The 26,789-nt window shown below is 36.8% G+C and carries 24 protein-coding genes and 1 pseudogene; 13 read left to right on the plus strand and 12 right to left on the minus strand.

Annotated features, from left to right (window positions below):
- Positions 1-238: 238 nt before the first annotated feature.
- On the plus strand, positions 239-1,690 hold the full coding sequence (gene terL / locus ABWU29_RS02605; RefSeq protein WP_353280044.1) for a phage terminase large subunit: 1,452 nt from the start codon (positions 239-241) through the stop codon (positions 1,688-1,690).
- Between the two features lie 240 nt (positions 1,691-1,930).
- On the opposite strand, the gene ABWU29_RS02610 is transcribed toward terL, so the two are convergent.
- Complete coding sequence (locus ABWU29_RS02610) at positions 1,931-2,980, minus strand: class I SAM-dependent methyltransferase (protein ID WP_015589166.1); 1,050 nt, start codon at positions 2,978-2,980, stop codon at positions 1,931-1,933.
- A gap of 101 nt (positions 2,981-3,081) precedes the next feature.
- On the opposite strand from ABWU29_RS02610, the gene ABWU29_RS02615 reads away from it, so the two are divergent.
- Both ABWU29_RS02615 and ABWU29_RS02620 read left to right on the plus strand, forming a co-directional pair.
- Positions 3,082-3,453, plus strand: a complete 372-nt coding sequence (locus ABWU29_RS02615; protein WP_041573529.1) for a hypothetical protein — start codon at positions 3,082-3,084, stop codon at positions 3,451-3,453.
- The gene (locus ABWU29_RS02620) at positions 3,454-3,738 is read left to right on the plus strand and encodes a DUF2610 domain-containing protein (protein WP_010962783.1); all 285 of its coding nucleotides are present in this window, start codon (positions 3,454-3,456) and stop codon (positions 3,736-3,738) included.
- A 6-nt stretch (positions 3,739-3,744) separates the two neighbouring features.
- Here the strand turns inward: ABWU29_RS02620 and dapD are convergent, their stop codons facing one another.
- On the minus strand, positions 3,745-4,575 hold the full coding sequence (dapD, locus tag ABWU29_RS02625; RefSeq protein ID WP_015589164.1) for a 2,3,4,5-tetrahydropyridine-2,6-dicarboxylate N-succinyltransferase: 831 nt from the start codon (positions 4,573-4,575) through the stop codon (positions 3,745-3,747).
- A gap of 73 nt (positions 4,576-4,648) precedes the next feature.
- On the opposite strand from dapD, the gene ABWU29_RS02630 reads away from it, so the two are divergent.
- Entirely contained in the window at positions 4,649-5,077 is a 429-nt protein-coding gene (locus tag ABWU29_RS02630) for a zinc-ribbon domain-containing protein (protein ID WP_010962781.1), read from the plus strand.
- Between the two features lie 102 nt (positions 5,078-5,179).
- A complete protein-coding gene (gene rpe, locus ABWU29_RS02635; RefSeq protein WP_015589163.1) occupies positions 5,180-5,860 on the plus strand; it encodes a ribulose-phosphate 3-epimerase in 681 nt (226 codons plus the stop codon).
- A 143-nt stretch (positions 5,861-6,003) separates the two neighbouring features.
- Here the strand turns inward: rpe and tnpC are convergent.
- From tnpC to ABWU29_RS02650, 3 genes and pseudogenes are all read right to left on the minus strand, one after another.
- A pseudogene (gene tnpC / locus ABWU29_RS02640) lies at positions 6,004-7,342 on the minus strand (IS66 family transposase).
- Between the two features lie 112 nt (positions 7,343-7,454).
- Entirely contained in the window at positions 7,455-8,537 is a 1,083-nt protein-coding gene (gene ribD / locus ABWU29_RS02645) for a bifunctional diaminohydroxyphosphoribosylaminopyrimidine deaminase/5-amino-6-(5-phosphoribosylamino)uracil reductase RibD (RefSeq protein ID WP_015589162.1), read from the minus strand.
- Positions 8,537-9,736, minus strand: coding sequence for a deoxyguanosinetriphosphate triphosphohydrolase (locus tag ABWU29_RS02650; RefSeq protein WP_065106726.1), 1,200 nt, complete (start codon positions 9,734-9,736; stop codon positions 8,537-8,539). The genes ribD and ABWU29_RS02650 overlap by 1 nt, the downstream gene beginning before the upstream one ends.
- Before the next feature lie 47 nt (positions 9,737-9,783).
- Between ABWU29_RS02650 and ABWU29_RS02655 the strand changes: the two genes are divergently transcribed.
- Together ABWU29_RS02655 and ABWU29_RS02660 are read left to right on the plus strand one after the other, a co-directional pair.
- Entirely contained in the window at positions 9,784-10,245 is a 462-nt protein-coding gene (locus ABWU29_RS02655) for a HesB/IscA family protein (protein ID WP_141456915.1), read from the plus strand.
- 39 nt (positions 10,246-10,284) lie between these two features.
- A complete protein-coding gene (locus ABWU29_RS02660; protein ID WP_015589159.1) occupies positions 10,285-10,959 on the plus strand; it encodes an ABC transporter ATP-binding protein in 675 nt (224 codons plus the stop codon).
- Positions 10,960-11,197: 238 nt separating this feature from the next.
- Here the strand turns inward: ABWU29_RS02660 and ABWU29_RS02670 are convergent, their stop codons facing one another.
- Complete coding sequence (locus tag ABWU29_RS02670) at positions 11,198-11,896, minus strand: alpha/beta hydrolase (protein WP_353280108.1); 699 nt, start codon at positions 11,894-11,896, stop codon at positions 11,198-11,200.
- A 155-nt stretch (positions 11,897-12,051) separates the two neighbouring features.
- Between ABWU29_RS02670 and ABWU29_RS02675 the strand changes: the two genes are divergently transcribed.
- From ABWU29_RS02675 to tsaD, 4 genes are all read left to right on the plus strand, one after another.
- Positions 12,052-13,188, plus strand: a complete 1,137-nt coding sequence (locus tag ABWU29_RS02675; protein WP_151808057.1) for a cysteine desulfurase family protein — start codon at positions 12,052-12,054, stop codon at positions 13,186-13,188.
- A 913-nt stretch (positions 13,189-14,101) separates the two neighbouring features.
- Complete coding sequence (locus ABWU29_RS02680; protein ID WP_010081987.1) at positions 14,102-14,839, plus strand: hypothetical protein; 738 nt, start codon at positions 14,102-14,104, stop codon at positions 14,837-14,839.
- Between the two features lie 118 nt (positions 14,840-14,957).
- Positions 14,958-15,122 carry a hypothetical protein gene (locus ABWU29_RS02685; RefSeq protein WP_022626335.1) on the plus strand — a complete coding sequence of 55 codons (165 nt, stop codon included), beginning with the start codon at positions 14,958-14,960 and terminating at the stop codon, positions 15,120-15,122.
- A 156-nt stretch (positions 15,123-15,278) separates the two neighbouring features.
- On the plus strand, positions 15,279-16,286 hold the full coding sequence (tsaD, locus tag ABWU29_RS02690) for a tRNA (adenosine(37)-N6)-threonylcarbamoyltransferase complex transferase subunit TsaD (protein ID WP_015589155.1): 1,008 nt from the start codon (positions 15,279-15,281) through the stop codon (positions 16,284-16,286).
- A 352-nt stretch (positions 16,287-16,638) separates the two neighbouring features.
- On the opposite strand, the gene ABWU29_RS02695 is transcribed toward tsaD, so the two are convergent.
- The 4 genes from ABWU29_RS02695 to ABWU29_RS02710 all read right to left on the minus strand — a co-directional run bounded on the left by ABWU29_RS02695 (position 16,639) and on the right by ABWU29_RS02710 (position 19,998).
- Positions 16,639-17,154 (minus strand): IS110 family transposase, encoded by a 516-nt coding sequence (locus ABWU29_RS02695; protein ID WP_051062213.1) that lies wholly within the window; start codon positions 17,152-17,154, stop codon positions 16,639-16,641.
- Positions 17,144-17,395: a hypothetical protein gene (locus ABWU29_RS02700; RefSeq protein ID WP_051062211.1), complete on the minus strand. Its 252-nt coding sequence runs from the start codon at positions 17,393-17,395 to the stop codon at positions 17,144-17,146. The genes ABWU29_RS02695 and ABWU29_RS02700 overlap by 11 nt, the downstream gene beginning before the upstream one ends.
- Before the next feature lie 521 nt (positions 17,396-17,916).
- A complete protein-coding gene (locus tag ABWU29_RS02705) occupies positions 17,917-18,474 on the minus strand; it encodes a hypothetical protein (RefSeq protein WP_246039478.1) in 558 nt (185 codons plus the stop codon).
- Between the two features lie 66 nt (positions 18,475-18,540).
- A complete protein-coding gene (locus tag ABWU29_RS02710; RefSeq protein WP_246039479.1) occupies positions 18,541-19,998 on the minus strand; it encodes a hypothetical protein in 1,458 nt (485 codons plus the stop codon).
- A gap of 127 nt (positions 19,999-20,125) precedes the next feature.
- Between ABWU29_RS02710 and ABWU29_RS02715 the strand changes: the two genes are divergently transcribed.
- Positions 20,126-21,481: a phosphomannomutase/phosphoglucomutase gene (locus ABWU29_RS02715; protein ID WP_227738550.1), complete on the plus strand. Its 1,356-nt coding sequence runs from the start codon at positions 20,126-20,128 to the stop codon at positions 21,479-21,481.
- Between the two features lie 106 nt (positions 21,482-21,587).
- Here the strand turns inward: ABWU29_RS02715 and ABWU29_RS02720 are convergent, their stop codons facing one another.
- On the minus strand, positions 21,588-22,439 hold the full coding sequence (locus ABWU29_RS02720) for an Rpn family recombination-promoting nuclease/putative transposase (RefSeq protein ID WP_015589151.1): 852 nt from the start codon (positions 22,437-22,439) through the stop codon (positions 21,588-21,590).
- Between the two features lie 210 nt (positions 22,440-22,649).
- Between ABWU29_RS02720 and ppdK the strand changes: the two genes are divergently transcribed.
- Positions 22,650-25,385, plus strand: a complete 2,736-nt coding sequence (ppdK, locus tag ABWU29_RS02725; protein WP_174516890.1) for a pyruvate, phosphate dikinase — start codon at positions 22,650-22,652, stop codon at positions 25,383-25,385.
- Between the two features lie 52 nt (positions 25,386-25,437).
- On the opposite strand, the gene ABWU29_RS02730 is transcribed toward ppdK, so the two are convergent.
- Complete coding sequence (locus ABWU29_RS02730) at positions 25,438-26,775, minus strand: hypothetical protein (RefSeq protein WP_015589149.1); 1,338 nt, start codon at positions 26,773-26,775, stop codon at positions 25,438-25,440.
- Between the last annotated feature and the right edge of the window lie 14 nt (positions 26,776-26,789).

Below are 26,789 nucleotides of genomic sequence, written 5' to 3' on the forward strand. Positions count from 1 at the left end.
GCTGCTTGTTAGCGGGATCTCTTGTTAGCGCCGCGGCGGTATGACGTAGGATTGTTGTCATTCCGCTACTTGTTAGCGGCTGAGATACCGCGGCGGTATGACGGTTCGCGGCGGCATAGTAATTCATCATCCCGCTGCTTGTTAGCGGGATCTAGAGATACCGCGACGTCTCACCTATAGCCTTCAGTGCTCCTTTTTTTGTCATCCCAGCGTCACGCGTTGGTTTCAACATTATATCATGAACTTTCTAAAATTCATTGAACTGTGCTTTCAAACGGTAGTGCCGGGGTGTGAGTATAACGATTATCAGTATATAAAAGTCATAGCAGATAGGCTGGAAGCAGCGAGCGCTGGTGAAGTGAAACGAATAATATTCAATATGCCTCCGCGCTCGATGAAGTCCATGTGCATAAGCGTTGCGTGGCCCGCATGGATACTGGGAAACCAACCAACTGCGAGAATAATAGTTGCAAGTTATTCTCAGCGGCTCAGCGAAAAGCACTCGCTCGACACCAGGTGCGTGATGCAGTCTAGTTGGTATAGAGCGCTATTTCCAGAGATAGAACTATCCAAAGACCAGAATACCAAATATAAATTTCAAACAGTGCAGAGAGGATACAGAATCGCAACATCAGTTGGTGGAACACTAACTGGTGAAGGTGGTGATTTTATCATTGTGGACGATCCGCTCAGTTCTGCTCAAGCTTTGAGTGAAACGCTTAGAAAGCGTGCCACAAACTGGTTTGATCAGACTTTAGTAACCAGGCTGAACGATAGAAAAAAAGGAGTCATCGTTCTTGTAATGCACAGGCTACACCAGGAGGACTTAACTGGACACCTTCTCTCCAAGCCAAAAAACATATGGCATCATATTTGTTTGCCAATGATTTCTGAAAATAAGCAGGTTATTTATTCAATCAAAAAGCCAATACCTCCCGTTCCTATCATCCGAGTAGCTCAGCACTGTGCGACCAGGCGATTATATAATAAACCAGCGTCACCTGTAAGGATATTATATTCAAGAGAAGAAGGTCAGTTGTTATATCCCCTCGATGGAGGAAAAGAAGAAGTTGAGATAATAAAAGCTGAACTTGGGAGTTACACTTTTGCTGCTCAATATCAACAAAACCCTCTGCCGCTTTCAAGTGGTATAATTAAACCAGAGTGGTTGAAACGCTATAAAAAATTTCCTGATAATCTCTCGCATATAACACAAAGTTGGGATACTGCGGTTTCAACAAGTAACATGAGCAACTTTAGTGTCTGCACCACCTGGGCAAAAATAGATAATAAATTCTATTTACTCGACGTATATCGCGCAAAGCTTGAGTATCCAAAGCTTAAAGAACAGGTTTTGTCACTAGCTGCAAGATGGACGCCACACGCAATTTTAATCGAAGCAAAAACAAGTGGTCAACAATTGGTGCAAGAGCTAAAGACAAACAGTGATTTACCGATTATTGAAATAGTGCCACATGATGACAAGCTCACTCGATTTCATCAAATTGTTCCGATTATAGAGTCTGGCAAGGTTTTTCTGCCACATCAAGCAGTATGGCTGAACGATTTTGAGTATGAGATTTTAATGTTTCCTGAAACGCGCCACGACGACCAAGTGGACAGTACCGTGCAATATTTGCAGTGGGTGAGAAACAGTACCTACAGGGTTGCAGTTATACGAGCATTGTGATTTGAGTCTACCAGTACTGGGATGACAGCTAGGAGACAACCGTCATCCCGCTGCTTGTTAGCGGGATCTAGAGATACCGCGAATGAATCGCGGTATGACGGTTCGTGGTGGTATGACAGTTCGTGGCGGTATGACGGTTCGCGGCAGCATGACGATAAGCTCGTCATCCCGCTACTCGTTAGCGGAATCTATGCTGAGATATCGCGGCGGTATGACGTAGGGAAACCTTTCTTGGGTTAGCTATATCAATAGCATTGCTTTAAAAAGAGTGCCCATATTTTCAGTCAACCTTAGGAATTCACTAAAGATCCTATTCTTTTGTTCATCACTTGCGCTTTTCATTAAAGCCTGGGTTCTTTCTTTTATGCCAAAAAGATATAAAAATTCCCTTTGAGTTAAAATCTCACAATCTACATGCTTTAATGAATCTCTTAACGCTTGAAAGTTCACAAGTGCGGTAATATCACTATTACCAACATTCTCAAGAAAATTAGCATACTTATGTTGTTTTATCGATTGCAAAGTGCTCTTATATGCGGGGTATACATAACCGTAATCTACAATCAAAGCAGCTCCTTTATTATTATATATCTTCTTCTCAAGTTTTTTTAATATTTCAACCCCAACTGAACATATTTCCACCACTGCACCATTAAAGAATTTTCCATTTGTCATCTGAGTAGCTGACACTGGAATCCATGATTCTTTTTTTCTGGATTCCAGTGTCACGCACTGGCATGACACCAAGAGACTGCCATCATCTTGTTTTGTCACCATATTTTCATACCACTGCCCATCGCGGTAAACAAACTGATCTACCGGAAGAGCGTCAAAGAACTCATTTGCTAAAAAAATGGTTGGTTGTTCTGGTAGGTTGTCAATATTTTTGTGCCAATTAACATCTAAGCTTTTTAATTTTTCCTTTTGTATCTTCCGTAAAGTAGGGCTTATTTCAACTAAGTGGATCAACATTGAATTAAAAAAGCTGCTGTATTTTTTAGTGACTCTTATTATATCGTGAATGAGTGTTCCTTTGCCTGGCCCAAGTTCAACTAGAGAAAATTTTGATGGCTTTCCTAATTTTTCCCATGTATGCATTATCCAAACTGCAATTACTTCACCAAATAATTGGCTGATCTCAGGTGCGGTAGTAAAATCACCATCCTTACCAAGCGGTAATTTACTTGTATAATAGCCGTATTTTTCATGGTACAAAACGGCATTCATGAAATCACTGATGGATATTGATCCTTGACTTTTGTCAATTAATTCGTGTATATAAGTGAGCATGTTATTAATAAATGTTTAACTATAGCGTGCCATAATATAAAATAGTAGAGTATTTATATATATAGTATACACTTAAGTTTGTGAGTAATAGTGCTTCAGTTATGGACGACAAAAACACCGATTATGTTGTCCTTATAGCTCAAGATGATAGTATTGAATACAAATTTGAAGAAGCTGTCAATTTTATAGAAAACAAGGTTATAAATGCTGATGGGCTAACTTTAGCGGAAGTGTTTCAAGTGCTAGTTCAAATGCTAGATGGTGATCTAGCATTGGTAAAAAAAGTACTAGCATATGCTAATATTATGGCAAAGCATGGAATGAAGGTAGCAAAAGAGTCGCAATTAAGCAGAGCTGATGTTCGCCGAGCTTTGGAAGGTAGAGAAAGTGTTGTCAATAGACAAGATTTTATAAAGAAACCACCTCTTCCACCTGCTATAAAATCGACCAAAAAGAAAAGTAGAGGTCTTTAGATGGCTGAATCTATAAAAAAATTTACTGTACAATGTGACTTCAAAGGACAAAGTTCACCTTTTGCAATATACATAGGAAATCCAAAAAGTGATGCTCATCCAATTCATCATCAAGATTCCTGGCTTGTAAAAGAACGTGGAGGGAATATTCCTAATAAAGTAAAAGAAAGTCTACAAAAATTATATAAACTATCTCAAGAAAATGGAGTCTCTTTCTCAGAGTTATGCGCGTATGCCATTACTGTGGTTAGTAATAATGATAAAAAAAGTGACGACAAGGAGTAAGATAGTTTAATCCCTCAATATTTCATTTATAGAGATTTTCGATCTCGTCTTTTCATCCACTTTTTTTACTATGACTGCACAATAGGTTGAAATATTATTTTTAGATGGAATAGACCCTGGTACCACTACAGAATAAGGTGGCACTTCGCCGTAAAATACCTTGCTAGTTTCTCTATCAATAATCTTTGTTGATGCCCCAATAAACACACCTATGCCAAGGACTGATCCTTCTCTCACTACCACACCCTCGGCCACTTCGCTACGTGCTCCAATAAAGCAATTATCTTCTATAATGACAGGTGAAGCTTGAATAGGCTCAAGAACTCCACCTATTCCCACTCCACCGGAAATATGACAGTTTTTTCCTATTTGCGCACAGCTACCAATCGTTGACCAGGTATCTATCATTGTTCCTGAATCAACATATGCACCAACGTTGATAAAACTTGGCATTAGAACAACATTTGTACCTATATAAGCAGATCGGCGAACAAAACACCCAGGAACTGCTCTAATTTTTAACTGGCGAAATTTCTCCTCATTCCATTCACTAAATTTGTTACCGATCTTGTCAAACCAGCAATTAGTATTATCTATTATTTTATTTTCTTCGGTGAGAAAATGTAATAATATTGCCTGCTTTATCCACTTATGTACTACCCATTCTCCACTTGATAGCTTTTCTGCTACTCTAATTTTGCCACTATCAAGGAGCTCAATTACCTCTTTAATTGCTATTCTTGCTGTTTTCTTTAGATTACAGTCATTAAATTTTTCTCTATTTTTCCAAATATCTTCTATCTCACTCTGTGTTTTTTTTAGTTGCAAACCTTCCATTTGTTATATATATATTGATATTAAATTTGTAGCTCGTATCATTTGGGCTTGTTACTACTTATATGTAAGTGCTATGAAAATACAATGTAATAGTTGTACTAAAACTTACTTAGTATCTCCTAAGCAAATAGGTGCATCTGGAAGAAAGGTAAAATGTACGAACTGCAATCACATATGGCATGAATATCTAGAAGAAGTGTCAAACAAATCGCACTCTGCTAATATACAGGAAAAAAAAGTTAGTGGAAGGAATTTTTTACAAAATCTAGCATTTACCACTCTAGCTTTTGCAACAGCTACAGGGTTATGCGTCGTAATTGCTAATGGCATCTTTCCTAGAGAGATGAACAAAGCATACAAAACGATCAGTTTATACAAGGATTCAATAAGCTATAAATTAGGGTACAAAAAAGAACAAACAGAAAGTCCAAATGTAAAAAAACTTGCTGTAAATAAGTTTTATCAAGACTACCTTTTTTTATCTAATTTAAGATCTAGTTAAATAGGCATACCGATATCGGTATCCAGCTTCTCTAGCTACTTAGATGGTGTTTAGGGTGACAGAGTTTAAAAATAAGTTATTTTTTAGTAAAAAAGGCAGCTCATGAGTATTAAAATTGCACCTTCTATACTTTCAGCAGACTTTGCAAAATTAGGAGAAGAAGTAAGAAAAATTAGCGATTTAGGTGTAGATTACATACACATAGACGTTATGGATGGGAATTTCGTTCCAAATATTACAATTGGTCCTAGCGTTGTCTCTGCAATACGTAAATATAGCAATCTTCCTTTTGATGTGCATTTAATGGTCAAATCTCCTGGTAACCACATTGAAAGCTTTATAAATGCTGGTGCTGATATTATCACTGTACATGCAGAAGCAGAGATACACCTTGAGAGGTTGATAAGAAAGATAAAGTCATACAAAAATGTAAACGATGCAAAAAAACCGATTCAAGCTGGAGTCTCAATTGTTCCTTCAACTTCCCCAAGTGTGCTTGAATATATAATACATGAGCTAGATATTGTGCTGATTATGACAGTCAACCCTGGCTTTGGAGGGCAGGAATTTATTCATTCACAGTTGAACAAGATATCTACTATAAAAAAAATGATACAGGAGCGTAATCTTAAAACACAAATTTCAGTAGATGGTGGAATTAACTTTTCTAACGCAGCTGATATAATAAAAGCAGGTGCAGATATTTTAGTTGCGGGATCGGCGATATTCAAGGCTGAAGACATTAAGAAAGCCGTAAACGATCTTAAAAATCCATCGTTGTGACCCTATATAGCTAAAGTGGCTTAGGTTTACCTACAATTTGAAAAACAACAAATTCGTCATTCCGCTACTCGTTAGCGGAATCTATGCTGAGATACCGCGGCGGTATGACGTAGAAAAACCTTTCTTGGGTTGTATCCGTTCAGCTAAGCGGTGTGAGAGATGATAGATAAGAGGTTTTGGAAAGCCCATTTGTTTCCATGTCAAGTATAATGAAATTATCCGTTCAAGTTCCCCACTTCGATTGGGTAAAATATGAATTTTTGCGATAAACGACATAATGCCGTATTTGCCGTTCAGCATGGTTATTTGTCAGCGGAATGTTTTCTGGGTCATCTAAAAAATTCCACATTATTCTTTCAGATTTCAAAATATTTTTTGCAACTCGAGAAGCTCCAATTGCTTCAGGTAAACGGCTTCAAGTAATACCTTGTACGTTTTCGCAATTTTCTGGCACGTCTGGTAAATCTAAAAACATCTATCTCATTTTTTAGCAAGGCCTTTTTTAGTGCAAATAATTCAGTGGCTACGTTTCTTAAGTAACAGCCCAGAACTTTAACTTCAACTATGTGCTAATCTTTCAAAATCTCTTGATAAATGTGCCCAACAGATTTGCCTGTTCTTATCGGCAAAGTAGTTGTATGCTGCGTACCTGTCGTAAGCTATTGCGATTGCAGAACTTACTATTTTGTAAAACCTTCATTCCTCTTGACTCTGTCAATTTTATAAAACTTGCTGTATTACTGGCAAACATCCAGCACCAACCAAGTTTACCTTTGTTATAATGGCTCGTTTCATCGATATGCAGAACTTCACTTTTACTTACTTCTTGCTCGATTTGCTCATATGCTTCTTGGCATTTTTCTGCAACTCTAGCCTCGCTATTTGACACGCTACCAACACTGATGTCCAGGTTGAAAATATTTTTTATAATATTTGCTACTTCTCTTTTCGAGTTCTTGTAAAATCCGCTCAGCGCCGCAATTGTTGACTTAACTTTTGGACCAAATGTATCCGCAGTAACACCTTCTGGTAGCCTGCTACTTTTTCTTTTTCCACACTTGCAACAGCGGCCATTGGTATTCCACAACATAAGCTGGCAAATCAACTTTTTGATGAATGTATGGCTCTTTCGATATCGCAATTTCTCCTCCGCACTCGCAAGAACTCTATTTTCACCACTTCATCTGCTTCCATTTTAGGGCGATACTTTCCTTCATGCCCAATCTGTGCCCCTATTTTCCTGTCACTTTTTTTCTTTTTCTTCTTTAGCTTGTATAACTCTTTTGAGCTCGGTATCGATGAATTTTGTGAATTCAGACCTAGTCTTTCTTTCAATTCAGCATTTTCGATTCTTAGCGCCTTATTCTCAGATCTAAAATTTTCGTTTTCTATCTCTAACCTCTTTATCTCTGCTTTTAGTTGCTCTATCTCTATTTTAAAGCTTTCACAGAGCTTGAGAAGACTAGCTAGTAGATCAGACATATTTACCACACATACTACTTGTGATATTATGTTTTTAGCACTCCTTGTCTACTTTTTATTTTACCGCTCCGCTGAACGGATACCTTTTTTTTACTGTTTGAGTATGTAAGGATTATGACGACCTATCCCAAACCTCAACTATATCCTCACTAAACTCTATTATCTTTGTTTTTTTAAACTGATAACAGTTGTTAATGAATTGAATCCCTAAATCTCCTACAAAAGGAGTGGCATCATTGCCTAAAATTTTACCACTGCGGCATATTATCAACCTGTCGATTAAATTACACTTTAATAGTTCTGTGATTAACACTCCTCCACCTTCAACTAATAATCTTGTTATACCAATTTCTGAAACAAGTTTTAATGCCATGTCCTTTAGGCAAACCTTACCTGCGTTGCTTGAATTAACTACTAAGTAGTTAATGTTTTTTATTTTTTTCTCTACTTCTTTATTTGTGATGACCCAAGTTATTACTTTGTCTGCAGTCTTTGCAATGTTATGCTCTTCCTTTAATCTCCCTTGGCTATCTATAATTAGCCTTATTGGCGATCTACTTCCAAGTCCTGGTAATCTGCAAGTTAAGAGTGGATCATCATTAATAAGAGTATTGCTGCCAATCATAATTGCATCATATTTTGCTCTAAGCTCATGCACCCAATTTCTCGTATTTTCACTTGTTATCCATTTGCTATCGCCTGTAAATGTTGCGATTTTTCCGTCAAGAGTTGTTGCGACTTTGCAAGCTATAAATGGTCTATGTAATTCTTTAGTGGTGAAAAAACCGACATTCAGTTCTTTTGCCTCTTTTTGCATAATACCTTGCTCAACTTCAATTCCTGCTTCTTTCAGAGCTTTCATGCCTCTGCCTGAAACTCTACTATCTGGGTCAATAGTTGCAATTACTACTCTTTTTATGCTAGCTTTTATGATTTTTGCAGTGCAAGGCCCCGTGACTCCGTGATGACAACATGGCTCAAGAGTGATATATATAGTTGCGCCATGAGTTGAATCTTTAGCGTTTTGCAAAGCGACTACCTCCGCATGCGGACGCCCACCAATCCCTGTGTATCCCTCACTAACAATTGTACCATCCTTTACAATAACACACCCGACAGCAGGATTTGGTGCAACATTTCCAAGATTTTTTTCTGCAAGCCTTAATGCAATTGACATGAAATGATCATCAGTCATTAGAAAGAAGTCATTTCGTATGAGGTATCAAAAATTCTTCTGTGCTCGTGTATAGCAAATCTATCTGTCATACCTGAGATATAGTCACATATTATTACTGAACGCTGAGATTCACAAGCGAGTTTGCTCCACTCTGTGGGAAGTAATCCTGGGTTTTCATAAAAACATTGAAAGAGTTCCTGTATTATGCGTTTTGCTTTGTTCATCGTTCTACTCAGTTTATAGCTTCTGTATATTTTCTCCATGTTGAATCTTTTCATTTCTTTTGTAGCATTCGCAACTTCTGGTGAAAATGTGACTAGCATTTTATTTAGACTTCTTACGTCTTCTACGCTTTTTATTTTGTGATCTTCAATATTTCTTTCAGTCTGAGAAACAACATCACTTATCATAGTTCCTATAGTTCCACTCAGTGATTCATGTATGAGTTTGCTCTGAGGCAATTCTGAATATCTGCTCCTTATGTCTTTAAACATTTTTTCAATTAAAGGAACATTCAGCAAATCTTCGATGGTTACTAAATTCGCCCTGAGTGCATCATCAAGATCGTGAACACTGTAAGCAATATCATCGGCAATTGAAGCAACTTGCGCTTCAATGCTTGAAAATTCTTCAAGTTTTAGATCATATTTTTTGTTGTATTCTAATAACAGCTGATTACTTGTAGAAGACTCCGCGTTTTGACCAAGCAAGGGACCGTTATGTTTTGCAACTCCTTCAATCACCTCCCAACTTAGATTCATACCATCAAAATCAGCATGTTTTTGTTCAAGATAAGTTAAAATCCTTATAGCTTGAACATTATGATCAAACTCATACTTCTCATTATCAAGATTCAAATCTTGAACTGATTTCTTTAGAGCATCTTCACCTGCATGACCAAATGGAGGATGACCAAGATCATGTGCGAGCGCTATGCATTCAGTGATATCCTCATTTAAGCCAAGTCTACGCGCAATGGACCTTGCAATTTGTGCAACTTCAAGGCTATGAGTAAGCCGAGTGCGATAGTAGTCGTGCTCATAATTGATAAAAACTTGTGTTTTGTACTCCAACTTTCTAAACGCATTAGAGTGAATGATACGGTCCCTATCACGCTGAAAGCAGCTGCGATTCTCATCTTCTGGCTCTTTGAAGTATCTCCCTTTTGTTTTGCTTGGAAAACATGCATAATTTAATAGAAAATTATTGTTTGACATGTAAAATTTCTACTATAATAAGTTATCAATAATAAACGGTGGTTACTATGTCAACAAATTACAACATCAACTTAACTGATAATGCACTAAAAAAAATCCACTCTCTTGCAGAGCAGGAAGGGGATAAGAGTTCCATTTTACGGGTTGCAGTTTCAGGTGGTGGATGTTCTGGCTTCAAATACAATTTTCTTATGGATCAAATGAATAAAAATCTATCTTTGGATGATGAAGACGATGATTACGATGATGAGTTTGATGACGAAGACGAAGATGATGACTATGAAGAAAGTGAGGACTATAGAAGCCACTCCAGTTTTAGCAAAAAAGGTAAAGATATAGTAATTAATGATGAAAATGGAAACCCTGTATTAATGGTTGATAATTGTTCAGCAAAATTTTTAAATAACTCAGTTATAGATTATACTGAGGATCTCAGTGGTTCTGGTTTTCAAATAAAGAATGCCTTTGCTAAGTCTCAATGTGGTTGTGGTAACAGTTTTTCGGTTTAATTATTACTAAAACTTAGATGCCTTCTGGATCTTTTAAACATGGGTGGTAATGTAGCACTAGAACTAACTTCTGTAGATAAAAGCTTCAAGGACAATTCTGCTGTTGTAAAGGATATCAATTTAAGTGTTACAAGAGGGCAAGTAGTAGCGCTGATTGGCAATTCAGGTGCAGGGAAAACAACTATATTGCAAATCGCAGGCTTGTTGGACAAGCCAACTTCAGGTATAGTTACGATAGATGGAATAAATTGCACACAAGCCAGTAATAAGCATAAAACTCATGTAAGAAGAAATTTTCTTAGTTTTGTTTATCAATTTCACTATTTGTTACAAGAGTTATCGGTGTTGGAAAATATTATGCTTCCTCAACTCATTGCAGGAAAAAGCAAAGCTGAAGCAAAAAAAAATTCGCAAGCAATGTTGGAAAAATTTGGTCTGGAAAACAAAGCAAGTAGCATGGTATCTGAAGTTTCGGGTGGGGAAAGGCAGAGAGTTGCAATTGCAAGAAGCATTGTAAATTCTCCAAAGCTTTTACTTGCAGATGAGCCAACAGGAAATTTAGATCCAACAAATTCTTTTAAGGTGTTTTTACTGCTACATTCATACGTAAAGGAAAATAACAGCTCTATGCTTATAGTAACACACAATCATCTCCTTGCAGAAAAGGCAGACTGCATTTTCCAATTGAGAGATCGATCATTAGTGAAGTTGTGAATAGGAAAAATAGCACAATTTCTATGCCTTATACTTATCTAACCAATGATCATTAACAGAGTACAACTCGCATGAAATGCTTTCATTGCTTTTTATACACGGACTTTTTAACTTGCGCTGTTTACTTAGGGAACACCCCGATAACATAAACACAGCTAAAACAAAAAATAATAGCTTTTTAAACATAACAAAACCTTTTCATTTATATTACTACACTCATTTCTCTTGTTTGTAAAGATTAGGCATATTCTTTTACCCTTACCTCTTTTTTGACCTTTTGAAAAGAAATAGTTGCACTATTCAAGCGCAGTTTTATATAATTGTCCACGATTTGAGTCACTTCCTCTTCTTTATTCTTTAGAAAGTGATTAGTATCATCTATTATATGGTATTTCATGTGATCACTTCTTACTGAATTTATCAACCTTTTTGCTAATTCTGTTACATCGCTTTCTTCTGAGATTGTATCATTACTGCTTTGTATTATAAGCCCAGAAACTGGACAGGGAGAAAGAAAAGAAAAATCGTACTTAGTTACCGGAAGAGAAAGAGCAATAAAACCCACTATCTCAGGGCGGCGCATTGTTAGCTGCATAGCCACCCATGCTCCAAAAGAAAAACCAGCGATCCAAATTGGAACATTGCTAGGATTATGTTCCTGAAGCCAATCAATGGCTACCGCAGCGTCAGTTAATTCTCCTATACCCTTATCAAAAGTTCCGGTAGATTTTCCCACACCACGAAAGTTAATCTTCAATGCAGAAAAATTGTTATCGATAAAAGACGTATATGTACTATGTACAATTTTACTATCCATATTACCACCATATTGAGGATGATGATGTAAAACCAGCACAACCGGCGCGTTGGCATCTTTGCTTTGGTGGTATTCACCTTCTATCTTTCTTGTTGCATTATTCAAAAAAACTTCAACCATGGTAACCCCTAATAAGAACCCGCTTGACAGGTATTAATGACGTGAGTTATTAATTATGTATTAATTTCGCTGTTTTTGCAATAAATTTTTTATCGTGTTAAAGCTAACGTACATAGTTATGGCTATAGTTGATGGTAAACTTATTTAAGTGACAGATGAGTCCATTCTCTTTAGAAAATAGTGGTTGCGTATATGCTGATTACAATGCAACTGCTCCAATTAGTGAAAATGTAAAAAAAAGTATATTTGAGGTCTTGTTAAAACAAACGCTCAATCCATCATCACTACATAAAAGAGGACAAGAAGCGAGGAAGATTCTTCAGGATGCAAGAGATAACGTACGTGGTGCTATTGGCGTCTCAAGTGATAAAGAAATAGTTTTCACGTCTGGTGCAACCGAAGCGAATAACCTTGTTATGAGAGGAATAGCAGGCTACCTGCATGTAATTTCAGCTATAGAGCATCCTTCAATTCTTAATTCTGCATGTAATCCATACATAATACCCGTTAATCAGGAGGGCATTGTTGACTTTTTAGAGCTAGAAAAAATTCTAAGCGAACTTAAAGGAAACAAAGCAATAGTTTCAGTTATGATGGCAAATAACGAAACCGGAGTTATTCAACCTATTGAGGAAATAGCTGAAATAGCCCACAAATTTGGAGCAATTTGCCACACTGACACTGCTCAAAGTGTTGGGAAAATTAAAGTTAATATGGAAGATTTAGGAGTGGATTTACTCACTTTATCCGCCCATAAATTTGGCGGTGTAGCAGGCAGTGGAGTTTTAATATTCAATAAAGAACTTGCGATAGAACCTATTATAATAGGTGGTGGACAAGAGAAGGGATTTCGTGGTGGTACGGAAAATATTGTTGCGATTGCAGGCCTTTCTGCTGCACTGCAAAATATTCCAGATCTTCTATCAAAAATGGATGAAGTAAAGGAGCTACGCGATCAATTAGAGTGTGAATTATTAAATCTTGTCAGTGACATAAGAATCTTCGGTAAAAACTCTAAGAGGCTGCCAAACACAAGTTTTATTTATATGCCAGGAGTAAAGAGTGATGTGCAGCTCATGCATTTTGACTTGAATTATATTGCAGTTAGTAATGGCTCCGCATGTTCTTCTGGAAAAGTTGAGCCTTCTCATGTTTTGCTTGCAATGGGGGCAACAAAAGAGCAAACAGAGTGTTCAATTAGAATCAGTATAGGTCCAGAAACTAAACCACAAGACATAAAAAAAATAGTGGATTGTTGGTATAATATCTACAAGCAGAACTCCTTGGTATAGATAATACGTGATATCATGCAGGGAGCTATAAATTAGATGTAAAAAATTCCTTTACAAGTTTCGCCAGCCCCCTTATCATAACAGTGAAGCTATTTATTTATCTTCGCAATCTGTGCAGGTTAATGACAAAAAACTTAGGGTATTTGGCGTCTCATGTTTAATTTTTCGCACTACGTGCATCGCATGTCTTTAAAAATTTTTAGGTTTTTACCTATATAAGCCGAAACGCGCTTACAAAGCGTTTAAGACAGCAAAAAACGTCAAATTGACAAGGGAGAATTTGAATGCTAGCTACTACGGGGTTTCTTTGCCTTTTTTCCTGCTTAGTAAATTTCTTAAACACTTGCGGTGTAGGTTAGTTGCAAGTTAAAAGCAGCTAAATCGCTCTTAATCAAGCGTTTTAGAATAAAAAAAACGCCGATATTTTAGTACATAGTAAATAGCCAACCACCACGGGGCTTCTTTTGCCTTTTTTTTATTTAGTAAATTTCTTAAATATTTATGGCTAAAGCAATTTAAGAGACCGAAAATGGTGTCATTTCAGTGCCCCTGTAATGTCATCCCAGTGCCCTGACTACTTGGATCTAGCAAGCTTTGCTTGCAAATAAGTCTAATACGTGTCGCGTTTTATGCCAAAACACAATTGGAGTTACATGCAAAATAGATCCCAGACTGGGATGACAAAAAAAGAGCACTGGAATGACACCATTTGCTGTGCAATTTACCTTCAAAAATGAATGTTCGTACAGCTATGGATTCATTCACGGTATCTCACCATAGATCCCGCTGACAAGCAGCGGTATGACGGTTATCAGTAAACATGAATTACTTTAGCTATGCAATCAGGCTTCCTAAAAACACTTTGTAGCCAATCAATTCTTGAGTATAAAAAGAATTCCTTTAATAATAAGGTATGCTAATCAGGAATTTAATAAAACAAGCAACTCAAGTAGGAAGCAGTGAAAATGCAATACGGTATGTCGAATATCTCTATCAATTTGAGAAGTTTAGAAACACATTAAACCTCACTTTATCACTAATAAAGCAAAACAGGCTCTCATTTGAAATATACCAAGAGGGATTAGTGGATATGGAAGAGGGAGTGTGTAAGACAATCAGGTCTTCCAGTGTAAATAGATATGTTATTGTACTGAGGAAGTCAAACCCATACATTATAGTGCATGAACTTTCACACATGGTTGAAAATGAACTGAACTTAAGTTTGGAACAGGAATTTCTCCATAAAGTTTACCAGGATATTGAGCAGAACCTAAAGCAAGCAAATATTCTTGTGCAGAAAATTATCGGCCAAGTTATATTTAAGGAGATACAGGCTTATCAAACTGCAAAATCACGTGCATCTGAATTATTTGCACGCTATTTTGAGCTATTTGCTTGGGCGCAGGAGGTTTACCCTAAAGATAAAGAATACTTAATCCGCACTCAAGACTTAAACAAAGTGTTCCTTGCTACTGGCCAATGGAAAAAGAGCTACCTTGATTCACAAATGATGGAGAGAATAGATAAGGAAATCAAGGAATACAGCAATAAAACTGCCACTAAAGACGTAACCAAAGTGCAAAGCAGTTGGACTAATAAATTTTCTCCTGGGGGCAAAAAAATTAGCTCTATATTTGGAGATGATGATTAGCTTATAGTGCAGGTTTTCCTACGTCATGCCGCCGCGAACCGTCATACCGCGATTCATTCTTTTGGTGTACGAACATTGCAATTTGCAGGTAATTTGAGTAGTAGATGGTGTCATTCCAGTGCTTGACACTGGAATCCAGGAATTTGGATTGGGCACTAAGTTGGTGAGCATAAAAGTGGCTGATCTTATGTTAAAACACAACGTTCTTGATGAGATTACGGCAAGGCTGGATTCCAGTGTCAAGCACTGGAATGACACCATTTGCTGTGCAGTTTACCTTTAAGAATGAATGTTCGTACAGTTGTGCGCGGTATCTCATCAGCTAACACGTAGCGGAATGACGGTTGTCGGTAAATCTTTTAGCTATAGAAGTTAACTTTGCAGTTAACTTCTACAGCGTTTCAAAGTATAGTTTTGGTAATACAGTAACTAAATATACATGAAAACCATTTTAGCTGTTGAAACAAGCTGCGACGAAACTGCAGTAGCGATTGTAAATAGTGACAAGCAAGTCCTTGCTCACAAGATTCTTTCTCAAGTAGAACACAAAAAACGCGGTGGGGTGATCCCTGAAATAGCTTCACGTGCTCATATGAAGCATTTAAGTGGTCTAATAAAAAGCGCCGTGGAAAAATCTAACCTTAACTTTTGTGACCTCAATGCAATTGCAGCAACATCAGGACCAGGACTCATAGGTGGATTAATAGTTGGTACAATGATGGCTAAAGCAATTGCGCATGTAGCACAAAAACCGTTCATTGCAGTGAATCACTTAGAAGCGCATGCATTGGTTATTAGGTTACTGCATGAGGTAAAATTTCCATTTTTAGTCCTACTAATATCAGGTGGTCACTGTCAATTTTTAATTGCACAGGATGTAGGTAAATACATTAAACTTGGAGAAACGCTCGATGATTCACTAGGAGAAGCATTTGATAAAGTTGCTAAGATGCTGGGTTTAAGCTACCCAGGAGGCCCATTAATTGAAAAGTTGGCTAAAAAAGGCAATGGCACAAGATTCAAACTGCCAAGGGCAATGATAAAACGTTCTGGATGTAACTTTTCGTTTTCTGGGATTAAAACAGCAGTAAAAAACTTAGTACAAGAACTTAAAATGAGCGAGCAAGATGTGTGTGATGTATGTGCTTCGTTTCAAGAGTGTATTAGTGACATACTGCTGGACAGGGTTAGTAATGCGATTATTATGGCCGAATCTTTAAATATCAAAATCAATGACTTTGTGATTACCGGCGGAGTTGCAGCAAATAATTTCTTGAGAGAAAAATTAAAACAACACATAAACTTAAACATATTTTTTCCCCCTAACGACCTATGTACAGACAATGCAATTATGGTTGGATGGACAGGAATTGAAAGGTTACAGAAAAATTATATAGATCCACTTAATTTTGCACCAAGACCAAAGTGGGAATTGGAAAGTTATTAAAAGCTCTCAATTCTGAATTATAGCTAAAGTGACTTAGGTTCTCTAATTGCACATAAGTCAACAATAATTTTCACACAAATCAAAACAGCATATCTTCTCCATAATCCTTGGTAATTTTACATAAGTTAAAAGTAGCATATGGTTCTCTCCGCGGTCTGAGATGACAATAAATTTGTCAAGCCGCATTATACTTGTTAGGCGGAAGTGGACGGCAACATATTTACCACGAAGTCTAACTAAGTTCTTGCTTGTCCCTTCCATCGGCATTGCTATCTTTATTTTCAATAAAATTATTGTCCTATGCTCTTTTGATGTTTATTGATAATAAAATTCTGTTTTATCAACCAACATCCTATGCATAATTACAGCTAATTTTCTTGCTACTGCTACAATTGCTTTTTTCATTCCTTTTTTCTTCGCAACCCCAGTTTTTTAATTTAAATGTCCTCTTGGTAACTGTAAGCATTGTTTGTGCAGCTTCATATAACATACTTCTACATTCCGGTGGTCCCATCTTTGATATGCTGCCATGCCGATCAACTTCTCCAGAAGAATATTGCCTTGGTGTCAACCCTATATATGCTCCAACTGTATCAGATTTCTCAAACCTATGTGGGTTATCAATTGCAGCTTTATACGTCATTGCTACTATAATCCCCACTCCTGGAACAGTAGTTAACAATTTACAATCATCGTCTTTTTCACCTTGTTCTGAAAGCATTTTGTCAAGCTTTCTTAATGACTTTTCTATTGCTTCCAAACTACAAACTAACGCTTCAATTGAACTCCTACTGATTTCATCCAAATTATTTATTGCCTCTTGTATTCTTAAAGCGAAAGTTTCAAATTTTGATCCTTTACCGACCATGTATCTTCAACAACCCTCTTATTGTTCCAATAACCTGCTGTTTGCTACACATTAGCTGTCTTCTGCTTCCAAGCGCTATTTTAATTTGACAACTGATTTTACTAACACTTCTCATCATCTGCGCTATACCCCTCGCATCGTTTTTATCATTCTTATTGATTCTTGCAGACAACGCTGCTGCCATATGCCTTGCATCTACACAAATTGCTGGTAATCCAAAACTCCTTAACTCTTTGCACATTGATATTGACAACTATCCACTTTCTATTCCTATGGGTTCGTATTTTTTGCCTTGGCTAATCTGCTATTGCCTTACTTTCGCTTGCAACAACTTCTTCCTTAACAACTTTTCCTTTCTCATCAACGATACTTATAAAAGTTTCTTTTAATGAGATCGCTATAATATTTCATGACCTACTGTAAAAGTTTAAATTATTTTTGAAGAACCAATTCATTGAATTTGTTACTTCGTGCTAAAATAATGGAGTATGTCTCTCCATCATTCAATAGCAATTACAGTATGTTTAGCTATAATTTGAAAAACAAAAATTCGTCATTCCGCTACTAGTTAGCGGGATCTAGAGGTACCGCGGCGGCATGACGTAGGATTGCTGTCATCCCGCTGCTTGTTAGTGGCTAAGAGATACTGTGAATAAATCACGGTATGACGGTTAAGTATCCCGCTACGTGTTAGCGGCTGAGATAACGCGAATAAATCGCGGGATGACGTGTTGCTTGGGTCAGCTATAGAAGCAAAACTCATCATTTTGAAAGAGGAGGAGATTTTTCCGGACCCTCAGCAGGGATTGATTTTGGATCTGATAATTCTGTATTTACCTTGATTGGCTCTAATGGAGTTTTCTGCTCTTCCGGTTTATCATCTGGAATTGGAACAGGCCAATCCATAATGTTTTGCGGTATAACTTCTGCTTCTTTAGCTTCTTTTTGACCTGTTGAAGATGATGCATCAACTCCTGCATTTTTAGTAACTTCTTGTTTGAGTTGTTTATTTTCTTCTTGCAGTTGCTTTAAATTTTTCTTTAACTCGTCAATCTCTCTTATTTTTTGTTTTAATTGTTCAGATATAGTTAGTTTGTCTCTAGTCAATTTTTTGTTTTCTTGTCTTAACCCACTAGCTGTTCTGCTTGAGTTGTTGTTTACAGCTTGTATACCTTGGTCTTGCTGCTGCATGCTTGTTCCTCTACTTTCATATTCAACTTCAGTTTGAGTTGCCTGACCTTTTTCCTGCTGTAATATGTTCTGCAGTTGCTCTAGACTCTCTTTGACAGATGCCAGCTCTTCCTGTGTACACGTTAACATCCCTTCCTTTTCCTTAAGTTGATATTGAAGCTTTTCTATTTCCCCCTTCGTATTTTCTTCGCTTAGCTAATCTGCAAGTGATCTTCCAGGTTCAAGTTGTCGAATTTCCCTCTCTAAGTCTTCCTTTTCTCTCTGTAATTCATTTAATTCTTCAGACAATTGGCTCGCCGTTTCAGCCAATGTATTGTTTTCCTTTTTTGTTTCCATTAACTGTTCTGCCAACTGCTTTTTATGATCATCCTTTAAACCTTCCACTATTTTCTTCAGGTCATTCTCCAAATTTGCATTCTTTTCCTTTAGTACAGTTAAATTAGCTTCACTTTGCTTCAATTTTCTCTGTAATTCTTTATTTGCCTCATTTGTTTCACCTTCCTTATCTTTCAACTGATTATTTAAGTTCTTTATTACATCATTTTTATCCTGTAGTTCTTCCTCTTGTTCCTTTATTCTTTGACCTCTTTCAAATATCGCTCGCTGTTGTTCATTGACTTTATCTCTCAAGGAGTCACGTTCTAATCTTAGATCCTCAAGCTGCTTTGCCTGCGCTGCAAAATGTTGAGCAAATGTTTCTTTTCCTTCCTTTAGTTCCTCAATTTCGTTTATAATTTCATCTACTTTATCTTTTAATCCTTCTTGCTCATACTCTTCTTCATCACCAGACATATCATCCTCAAATATTTCATCTTCATCACTAAATTCACTGCTGGTGGATATAGAACTTCTACGTGAAGAAGGTGTGCTAGGAGAGGAATACCCACTGCTGCTTGGTGTAGGCAATTGCGATGATAGATCTTGTGTGGGCTCGAGACTGTCCATATCTTGACCTATATCAGTAAAAGCTTGATACAGAGTTTTTCTGTTGATAAAAACTTCTTTATTTTGTCCAACTAACTTTAATACTTCTTCTGAACTCGTTATTCCTCCAAATTTTGGCTCACCAATAACACTCTGTATACCACCAGAATCCAATTTTACGGTCATGCTACAGTCTATGCTGTTACCTTCAGAATCCTTAGCCTGCCAATTAATGGTCATTTCACATGAGCTTGAACCAGTAAAATCATAGTGCCTTTCGCTGCCTTTTTTGGTTGCAGTTATTTGACTATCTTTCCCTAAAGATATGTTATAAACCTTACCTTCACTGCTAGCTCTTAAAATATTGCTAATTTCTATTGGTTTTTCTTCATTTTCAAATCTAATTTTGAAGTCATCATCTTTTGTTGAATACGCTAAGAAATTTTGATTTGGTAAAGATGCTTCAAATTCTCTATGTGTTTCATTTATTGATTGCTCAAATTTTTGGAACTCCTTTTCCCACTTTAAATTTATCTGTCCTGTAATGTCCTCATCTTTGCGTAAAGGGCCAATAAAATACCAGATTAAATTTTTTTCCTCCAATTGTTTTATAGTCTCTTGAAAGCTGCTACAAGATTCAATCACATCTAAAATATCCTTTTTCTGCTGTTCATCTACATCTAAACTTTGACTTTCAGCTATAAATACATTTTCGTTTTCCTGTGGCATAATTTTACATTTTAAAAAATATACTATAATATTAACAGATTTCTTTAAAGAGTCAACTAATTGTTGGATAAATAAACTTGAGCATTTGGCCAAAATGTTATATAGTAGTCACTTCAAGAAGTACAGTATGGACAATACCATTATAAGAAAATACGATATTAGAGGTATAGTAGGCAAAGATTTGCAGATTAATGATGGGTACGAGATAGGTAGAAAGTTTGGCCAAACCGTAGCTAGTGTTTGTGTCGGCTACGACAGCAGAATAGATTCACCAGGTATAGAAAGAGAATTAATTAGGGGCTTAACTTTATCCGGTGCAAATGTTATACGCGTTGGACTATGCTCTTCACCTATGCTTTACGCTGCAACACAAATCACACAGGCGGATCTTGGTATCATAATAACTGCCTCTCATAACCCCAGCGAATATAATGGCTTTAAATTTTTTAGTAATAAAAAAGTCTTCTCAGATCAAGAAATGAAGGAAATTATAAGCAGTCCAATTAAAAACAGCACAAGAATTGGAAGCTTAATTAACATAAATATATATAGTGAGTACATTAGCATATTGAAAAGTGCAGTGAAGAATAATACTACACAGAAATTAAAAATAGCCTGGGATTGTGGAAATAGTCCAGCAAGTGGAATTATAAGGTATATTGAAAAGATCTTGCCTGGTCATACGCACATCGTAACCAATAACTCTATAGATGGGGCATTTCCACTGCATGATCCAGATCCCATAGAGGAAAAAAATCTTGCTCAATTAATTGACATTGTGAAGGAATATGGATGTGATCTTGGCATTGCGCTAGATGGCGATAGCGATAGGGTGCGCTTAATTGATAATAAAGGCAACGTTGTTTCCAATGACCATTTATTTATAATTTTTGCACGTGAAGTGTTGGAGGAATATCCAGAAAGCAAAGTTATTGCTAACGTAAAAATGAGTATGAAAGTGCATGATTTTGTTAGCAAGTTAGGAGGGCAAGTTATCACCTGTGCTACTGGACATTCACTAGTTAAGAAGAAGATGGTAGAGGAAGAGGCAAAGTTTGCTGGTGAATTAAGCGGGCACTTCTTCTTTTCTGAGCTAAGTTTTGATGATGGGCTATATTCTGCTGTTAAAGCAGTTGACATTTTGCTTAAGAAAAACCAAAGCCTATCTCAGGTGATTGAGGATTTACCGAAGTTATATATCACTCATGAAGTGAAGATTGTAGTGAAAGATGAGAAAAAGTTTCAAATAATTGAGTCAATAAAGAAAACACTGGAGCAGCAAAATATTGTATTTTCAGATCTTGATGGTGTTAAGGTAACCGATAATAAAGGTTGGTGGCTTCTTAGGGTATCAAATACGCAAAACTGCATTACAGCAAGATGCGAAGGAGAGACTTTAGAGGGTTTTGAACTTACTAAAAAGGTTTTGTTCCATTACATTGATGAAGCAAGGTCTTTAAATTGTAGCTACTCACAGAAATAAATTTGATTTATAAAATTGACATGAAAGTATAAAGATAAATAGGCTAAATGTACTTATCATCTGGTCAGGCTGCAGCATTATTTCGTGTAACCGTTTGCGGGTCCACTTAATTCTGCAATTCTTTGATCTCACTCATGGAGAGGCCAGTAAACTTAACAATAGTGGTGACATCAACATTATTAGCTAGCATTGTTTTTGCAACTTCAATTTTTCCTTCCTTTTTAGCATCATCAAGTTTTTGTTCAAGAACAGCCCGTTCATCACGAATACGTTTTATTTCCTGTTCGTAGGCAATAAATTCTTTCTCTGACCAGTTGAATCTATTTAGTTCTTCATATGCCTTTTTAATTATTACATCACTACCTATTATCTTTTCCAATTCTTCTTCGCTAGTTTCATCTGCATATTTAAAATAATAGATCCATTTTTCAACTATACTCTCCAATTGGTCTTCTTTAGTTTTAGGAAATTTTGGTAACTCAATAAATGTAAAATAAAAATCTTTTAAATCATGTTCATAGCTATCTTTGTCTAACATTACATGATCTGACTTATACTCAGATTTATTAGGAAAGAGAATACAATCAGCAATAGCTATAAAAATGATTTCTTTAAGACCCTGATATTGATCACCTTTATCAGCTTGCCTTGAATAAGCTTTAGCAGCGTAATATTGAGCGCGTTTTTCAAAGCCTTTAGTTTTGGCAACTTGCATTTCGACTATTACTTGCACCCCATTTTCATCCCTGCAAAGAACATCAACGATACTTTGTTTTTTAGAGGCAATTTCAGCATCTTGAATAGTGCTGAGGAATTCTATTTCTTTTATTTCATCTTTGCCAGTGAACCCCAAAATATCATTGAGAAAGTGAATGAGGATGTCTTTATTTTTTTCAGTACCAAAAATACGCCGAAACGCAACATCATTCTTGGGGTCGAGAAACTTAGAAAGAGCCATAAAAAAATTTTTAAATGTATCTTTATATTATATATTCTTATTGATAATAATTCAATAATTTGTCATCTTTTTTGTTAACTTTACTGATGTTGCCAGAGGGAACGTTGTTGCAAAATTTTGTAAAATTTATTATCCTAAGGTTTCAAGTTCTCACAGGTTTATTGGAACTATATGTACAATGTGTTTATCAGTGAAAATCCGGAGAAAATGATGGGGGAAAAGTTAATACATTACTTTAGCCAGGGTAAATGCGAAGGCAATGCAGAAATGAAAAATCTGCTGGGAGGAAAGGGGGCAAATTTAGCAGAAATGTGCAATGTTGGCATTCCTGTTCCACCTGGTTTCACAATTTCCACCTCTGCTTGCAAAGTCTATTATCAAGACAATAGATCTTCTGTCATCCAAGTATCTGATTACTCGGATCCAGAAAAAAATGTGGTCACGCACTGGAATGACATATGTAGTGGAATTAAAAACTACATGACGATGCTCGAAAATGACATCGGTTGTAAATTTGGGGATTTAAATAATCCCTTATTAATTTCCATACGCTCTGGTAGTGTTAGTTCAATGCCGGGCATGCTTGATACTATTTTAAATGTTGGTCTAAATGATGAAACCGTTGTTGGGCTTGCAAAAAAAAGTGGCGAACGTTTTGCTTACGATAGCTACTGCCGTTTCATCATGATGTACTCCAATGTTGTACTACAGCTTGATCATCACCTATTTCAAGATGTTATTGATAATGAGCAGCAAAAGAGTGGAGCAAAAAGCTTAGCTGATCTTGATGTTGATGTTTTAAAGAGAATTGTTAACGATTTTAAAAAGATAGTATATGAAAAAACTGAGAAACATTTCCCGCAGAACGTTGAAGAGCAATTGTTAAACTCAGTTAATGCAGTATTTGCTTCTTGGAAAAATGATAGGGCTGTTTCCTATAGAAAAATACATAATATTCCTGAAAACCTTGGAACAGCGGTCAACGTGCAAGCAATGGTTTTTGGTAATTTAAATGATAATTCTGCAACTGGTGTGATATTTACACGAAATCCTTCAACTGGGGAAAAAAAGCTTTTTGGTGAGTTTTTGGTTAATGCTCAGGGTGAGGATGTGGTTTCTGGTGTTTATACTCCTATGCCAATTGACGGAGAGCAAAAAAACACCATGGAGAAGTTGCTGCCAAGTGTCTACCTGGAATTATGCGCGGTATGTGAAAAACTTGAAAGGCATTATAAAGACATGCAGGATATCGAATTTACTGTACAGGACGGTAAATTATGGATTTTGCAGACTAGGTCTGGCAAGCGCACGGCTGAAGCTGCTATTCGCATAATAGTTGATATGGTAAACGAAGGAACGATTACAAAAGAAGAAGGAATATTGAGAATTGATCCAAAAACTTTTGACAATTTATTGCATCCAGTTCTTGACGTTAAGAGTGACCAAAAAGTAATAGGGAAGGGACTGCCGGCTTCTCCAGGGGTTGCTTCTGGATATGTAGTGTTTAGTGCAAGTGATGCTGAAAAAGCTGCAGAGCAGGGTAAAAAAGTGATTTTAGTAAGGTCAGAAACGAGTCCTGAAGATATTAATGGAATGAATGCTGCAAGTGGCATAGTAACAGCACGGGGAGGGATGACCTCGCACGCTGCTGTTGTAACCCGTGGAATGGGTAAGCCATGCATTTGCAGTGTAAGTGGACTTTATATCGATAAAGATGGAACTTTCTTTTCTGTGGGGGATACAAAAGTAAATAAAGGTGAACCAATTACCATCAACGGAGGAACAGGGGAGGTTATGCTTGGCATTCTTCCTACAATTTCACCTGAATTATCGCAAGAATTCAAAACGATAATCAACTGGATAGATGAAATCAAAACGGTCAAAGTGAGAGCGAACGCTGATACTCCAAAAGACGCAAAAATTGCAAAAGAATTCGGTGCAGAAGGTATAGGCTTATGTCGCACAGAACATATGTTTTTCGCTAGTGATAGAATCGAATTCATTCAAAAGTTGATAATGGCTGACGATGAAAATGAAAGGGCAAATGCGCTCATTAAACTGGAAGAAATGCAAAAGTCTGATTTCAAAGAAATATTTTCTATTATGGAGGGCAGGGAGGTCACTATACGGTTGCTTGATCCACCTTTGCATGAATTTTTACCCAATAATCAGTCTACTATAGAAAAAATCGCCAAATCACTTAGTAAGTCAGTTGAATCAGTAAAAAATAAAATAGCACAGTTATCAGAAAAGAACCCAATGCTTGGCCATCGAGGTTGTAGACTTGCCATTTCTCATCCTGAAATATATAGCATGCAGATTAGGGCAATACTTAGTGCTGCAAGTGAATTAAAGAAAGAAAAGAAGATAGAAGTGGAGCCTGAAATCATGGTCCCCTTTATCATGAATGAGAAAGAGTTTGTTTTGATATGCGAGTTAGTGAAGAAAGAATCCTCTGTCATCTCAGCTAGGATCAAGAAGCAGATTCCAGCGTCACGCGCTGGAATGACATCAGACAAGGCGTACTCAATTGGAACAATGATAGAGCTACCACGAGCAGCACTGATTGCTGATAAGTTAGCAAAACATGCAGAGTTCTTTAGTTTTGGCACTAATGATTTAACGCAAACAACCATGGGACTTTCAAGAGATGATTCAGTTAATTTCCTCGATTCTTATAAGGAAAGCAACATATTCGAAAACGACCCATTTGAAGTGCTGGACATCGAAGGGGTAGGGGAGTTAATCAAGATGGCCATTGAAAGAGGCAAAAAAACCCGAAAAGAAATAAAACTGGGTATATGTGGAGAGCATGGAGCAGATCCAAAATCTATAGAGTTTCTCATCGAATCAGGGGTGGATTATGTTTCATGCTCACCCTATAGAGTGCCGGTTGCAAAGTTAGTGGCAGCACAGTTTAGCATAAAATCTAAGTGTGTTGGGTAAATTAGATGCCAGTGTCACGCACTGGCATAACATCCTCCCTAGCGAAATTGAATCACAACGTTTTTGCAGTTTTTTGGACGTGTTCAACTTTATTTTCTTCCATTTCTCTATAGCTTGGTAATGTAGAATTTTTTACATGCAACCCGGTAGCTATTGCAACCAAAGCAGCTATAACACCACAAATCACTGCACCAGTTACAAATGGAACCATCACAGCAGCAGTAATGAATAATCCTGTAATAACAACTCCAACAACATCTTTTGTTAATGAGGTGTAAAAATTTTCCTTGCTTTTTTTATATTTAGCTTCTTTTTCATTTGGCACAGAAAATTGAGCATCTACAAAGCCGTTAGCTTTATTATCATTATTTGGTGTGGCAGTTTGCTTAGCCTCTGGTATTACAGGCGTTTTATTTTTGTTATTATGATTTGATTGGCCATTAACATTATCACTATTTGGCGTGGTAGTTTGGTTAGTCTCTGTTACTACAGGTATTTCATTGTCGTGATTGCGATTATCACCATTAGTACTAACTGGAGGCACTGTTGCTACAGGTCTACTACCAATGTTTCCATTACTGCTGCTGGGTTCTGCTCTATTTTCTTCATTAAGCTTACCTCTATTCAAGAACGCATTAACAATTTCAGTTTTACCTACCTGTATGGCCACTTGTAAAGCCTCTTTCCTGTTTGCAGGACTCACGTAACCTAAAATTAGCTCAGCTTCTTGGGCATTATCCTGAGTAATAGCAAGACACAGAGCGTTAAATTTTTCTTCTTCATAAAATTTGCCACTATCCAAAAGTACCTTAACAACGTCAGCTTGTTTTGTTATTGTAGCTATGCCCAATATAGTTCTGGAAGCAGTATCTGTAAGATGGATTACAGCATCTAAATCTGTAAACAATTTTACAACATCTAGAAATATGCCACGATCGCCGGTAATATTGGACTCTCTTACAGCATTTGCAAACGAGTCAAAAATTGCCAGATTTGTTTCTTTCCCTTGTATTAGTTGCTCGTAAAGTACTTCAGCAGTCATACCAGGGTTTATGAAGTTACTAGAATCTACTTCATTACTGTCTGCTCTATTCTCTTCCACATTAGGTGCCTCTTCTTCCTTGTTTATTGCTGCGGTTATTTGCTCTTGTTGAAGGGGTTCACACCCATTTTGGAGGAGAAAATCCTTAACGCGTGGGTTGTTATTTTCGGTTGCATGTTTTAGAAGTAGGTTCCCTAATGAATTGCCTCCTTCACATTCATCTTGAAAATTAACTTCTTTCCTTAACCTCTTTTTTAGTTCTTCCAAACTAGTAACTGTGTTATCACGTCCTGTAATTCTATCTATATCTAGATAGAAATTTCTAACATCATCATCACTATATGCCATAACTATAATCCCAC

It is taken from the genome of Wolbachia endosymbiont (group A) of Phasia obesa, assembly GCF_964028125.1.
In the GTDB taxonomy this organism is placed as follows: domain Bacteria; phylum Pseudomonadota; class Alphaproteobacteria; order Rickettsiales; family Anaplasmataceae; genus Wolbachia; species Wolbachia pipientis.

Coding starts and splice junctions, on each gene's coding strand:
- ABWU29_RS02695 (WP_051062213.1), bottom strand. CDS start 17,154: ATGGTCGGTAAAGGATCAAAATTTGAAACTTTCGCTTTAAGAATACAA.
- ABWU29_RS02705 (WP_246039478.1), bottom strand. CDS start 18,474: ATGTTAACGTGTACACAGGAAGAGCTGGCATCTGTCAAAGAGAGTCTA.
- ABWU29_RS02700 (WP_051062211.1), bottom strand. CDS start 17,395: ATGTGCAAAGAGTTAAGGAGTTTTGGATTACCAGCAATTTGTGTAGAT.
- ABWU29_RS02610 (WP_015589166.1), bottom strand. CDS start 2,980: ATGCTCACTTATATACACGAATTAATTGACAAAAGTCAAGGATCAATA.
- ABWU29_RS02630 (WP_010962781.1), top strand. CDS start 4,649: ATGAAAATACAATGTAATAGTTGTACTAAAACTTACTTAGTATCTCCT.
- ABWU29_RS02720 (WP_015589151.1), bottom strand. CDS start 22,439: ATGGCTCTTTCTAAGTTTCTCGACCCCAAGAATGATGTTGCGTTTCGG.
- ABWU29_RS02730 (WP_015589149.1), bottom strand. CDS start 26,775: ATGGCATATAGTGATGATGATGTTAGAAATTTCTATCTAGATATAGAT.
- ppdK (WP_174516890.1), top strand. CDS start 22,650: ATGGGGGAAAAGTTAATACATTACTTTAGCCAGGGTAAATGCGAAGGC.
- terL (WP_353280044.1), top strand. CDS start 239: ATGAACTTTCTAAAATTCATTGAACTGTGCTTTCAAACGGTAGTGCCG.
- ABWU29_RS02620 (WP_010962783.1), top strand. CDS start 3,454: ATGGCTGAATCTATAAAAAAATTTACTGTACAATGTGACTTCAAAGGA.
- ABWU29_RS02680 (WP_010081987.1), top strand. CDS start 14,102: ATGCTAATCAGGAATTTAATAAAACAAGCAACTCAAGTAGGAAGCAGT.
- ABWU29_RS02615 (WP_041573529.1), top strand. CDS start 3,082: ATGGACGACAAAAACACCGATTATGTTGTCCTTATAGCTCAAGATGAT.
- rpe (WP_015589163.1), top strand. CDS start 5,180: ATGAGTATTAAAATTGCACCTTCTATACTTTCAGCAGACTTTGCAAAA.
- tsaD (WP_015589155.1), top strand. CDS start 15,279: ATGAAAACCATTTTAGCTGTTGAAACAAGCTGCGACGAAACTGCAGTA.
- ABWU29_RS02675 (WP_151808057.1), top strand. CDS start 12,052: ATGAGTCCATTCTCTTTAGAAAATAGTGGTTGCGTATATGCTGATTAC.
- dapD (WP_015589164.1), bottom strand. CDS start 4,575: ATGGAAGGTTTGCAACTAAAAAAAACACAGAGTGAGATAGAAGATATT.
- ribD (WP_015589162.1), bottom strand. CDS start 8,537: ATGACTGATGATCATTTCATGTCAATTGCATTAAGGCTTGCAGAAAAA.
- ABWU29_RS02660 (WP_015589159.1), top strand. CDS start 10,285: ATGGGTGGTAATGTAGCACTAGAACTAACTTCTGTAGATAAAAGCTTC.
- ABWU29_RS02710 (WP_246039479.1), bottom strand. CDS start 19,998: ATGCCACAGGAAAACGAAAATGTATTTATAGCTGAAAGTCAAAGTTTA.
- ABWU29_RS02650 (WP_065106726.1), bottom strand. CDS start 9,736: ATGTCAAACAATAATTTTCTATTAAATTATGCATGTTTTCCAAGCAAA.
- ABWU29_RS02670 (WP_353280108.1), bottom strand. CDS start 11,896: ATGGTTGAAGTTTTTTTGAATAATGCAACAAGAAAGATAGAAGGTGAA.
- ABWU29_RS02655 (WP_141456915.1), top strand. CDS start 9,784: ATGTCAACAAATTACAACATCAACTTAACTGATAATGCACTAAAAAAA.
- ABWU29_RS02715 (WP_227738550.1), top strand. CDS start 20,126: ATGGACAATACCATTATAAGAAAATACGATATTAGAGGTATAGTAGGC.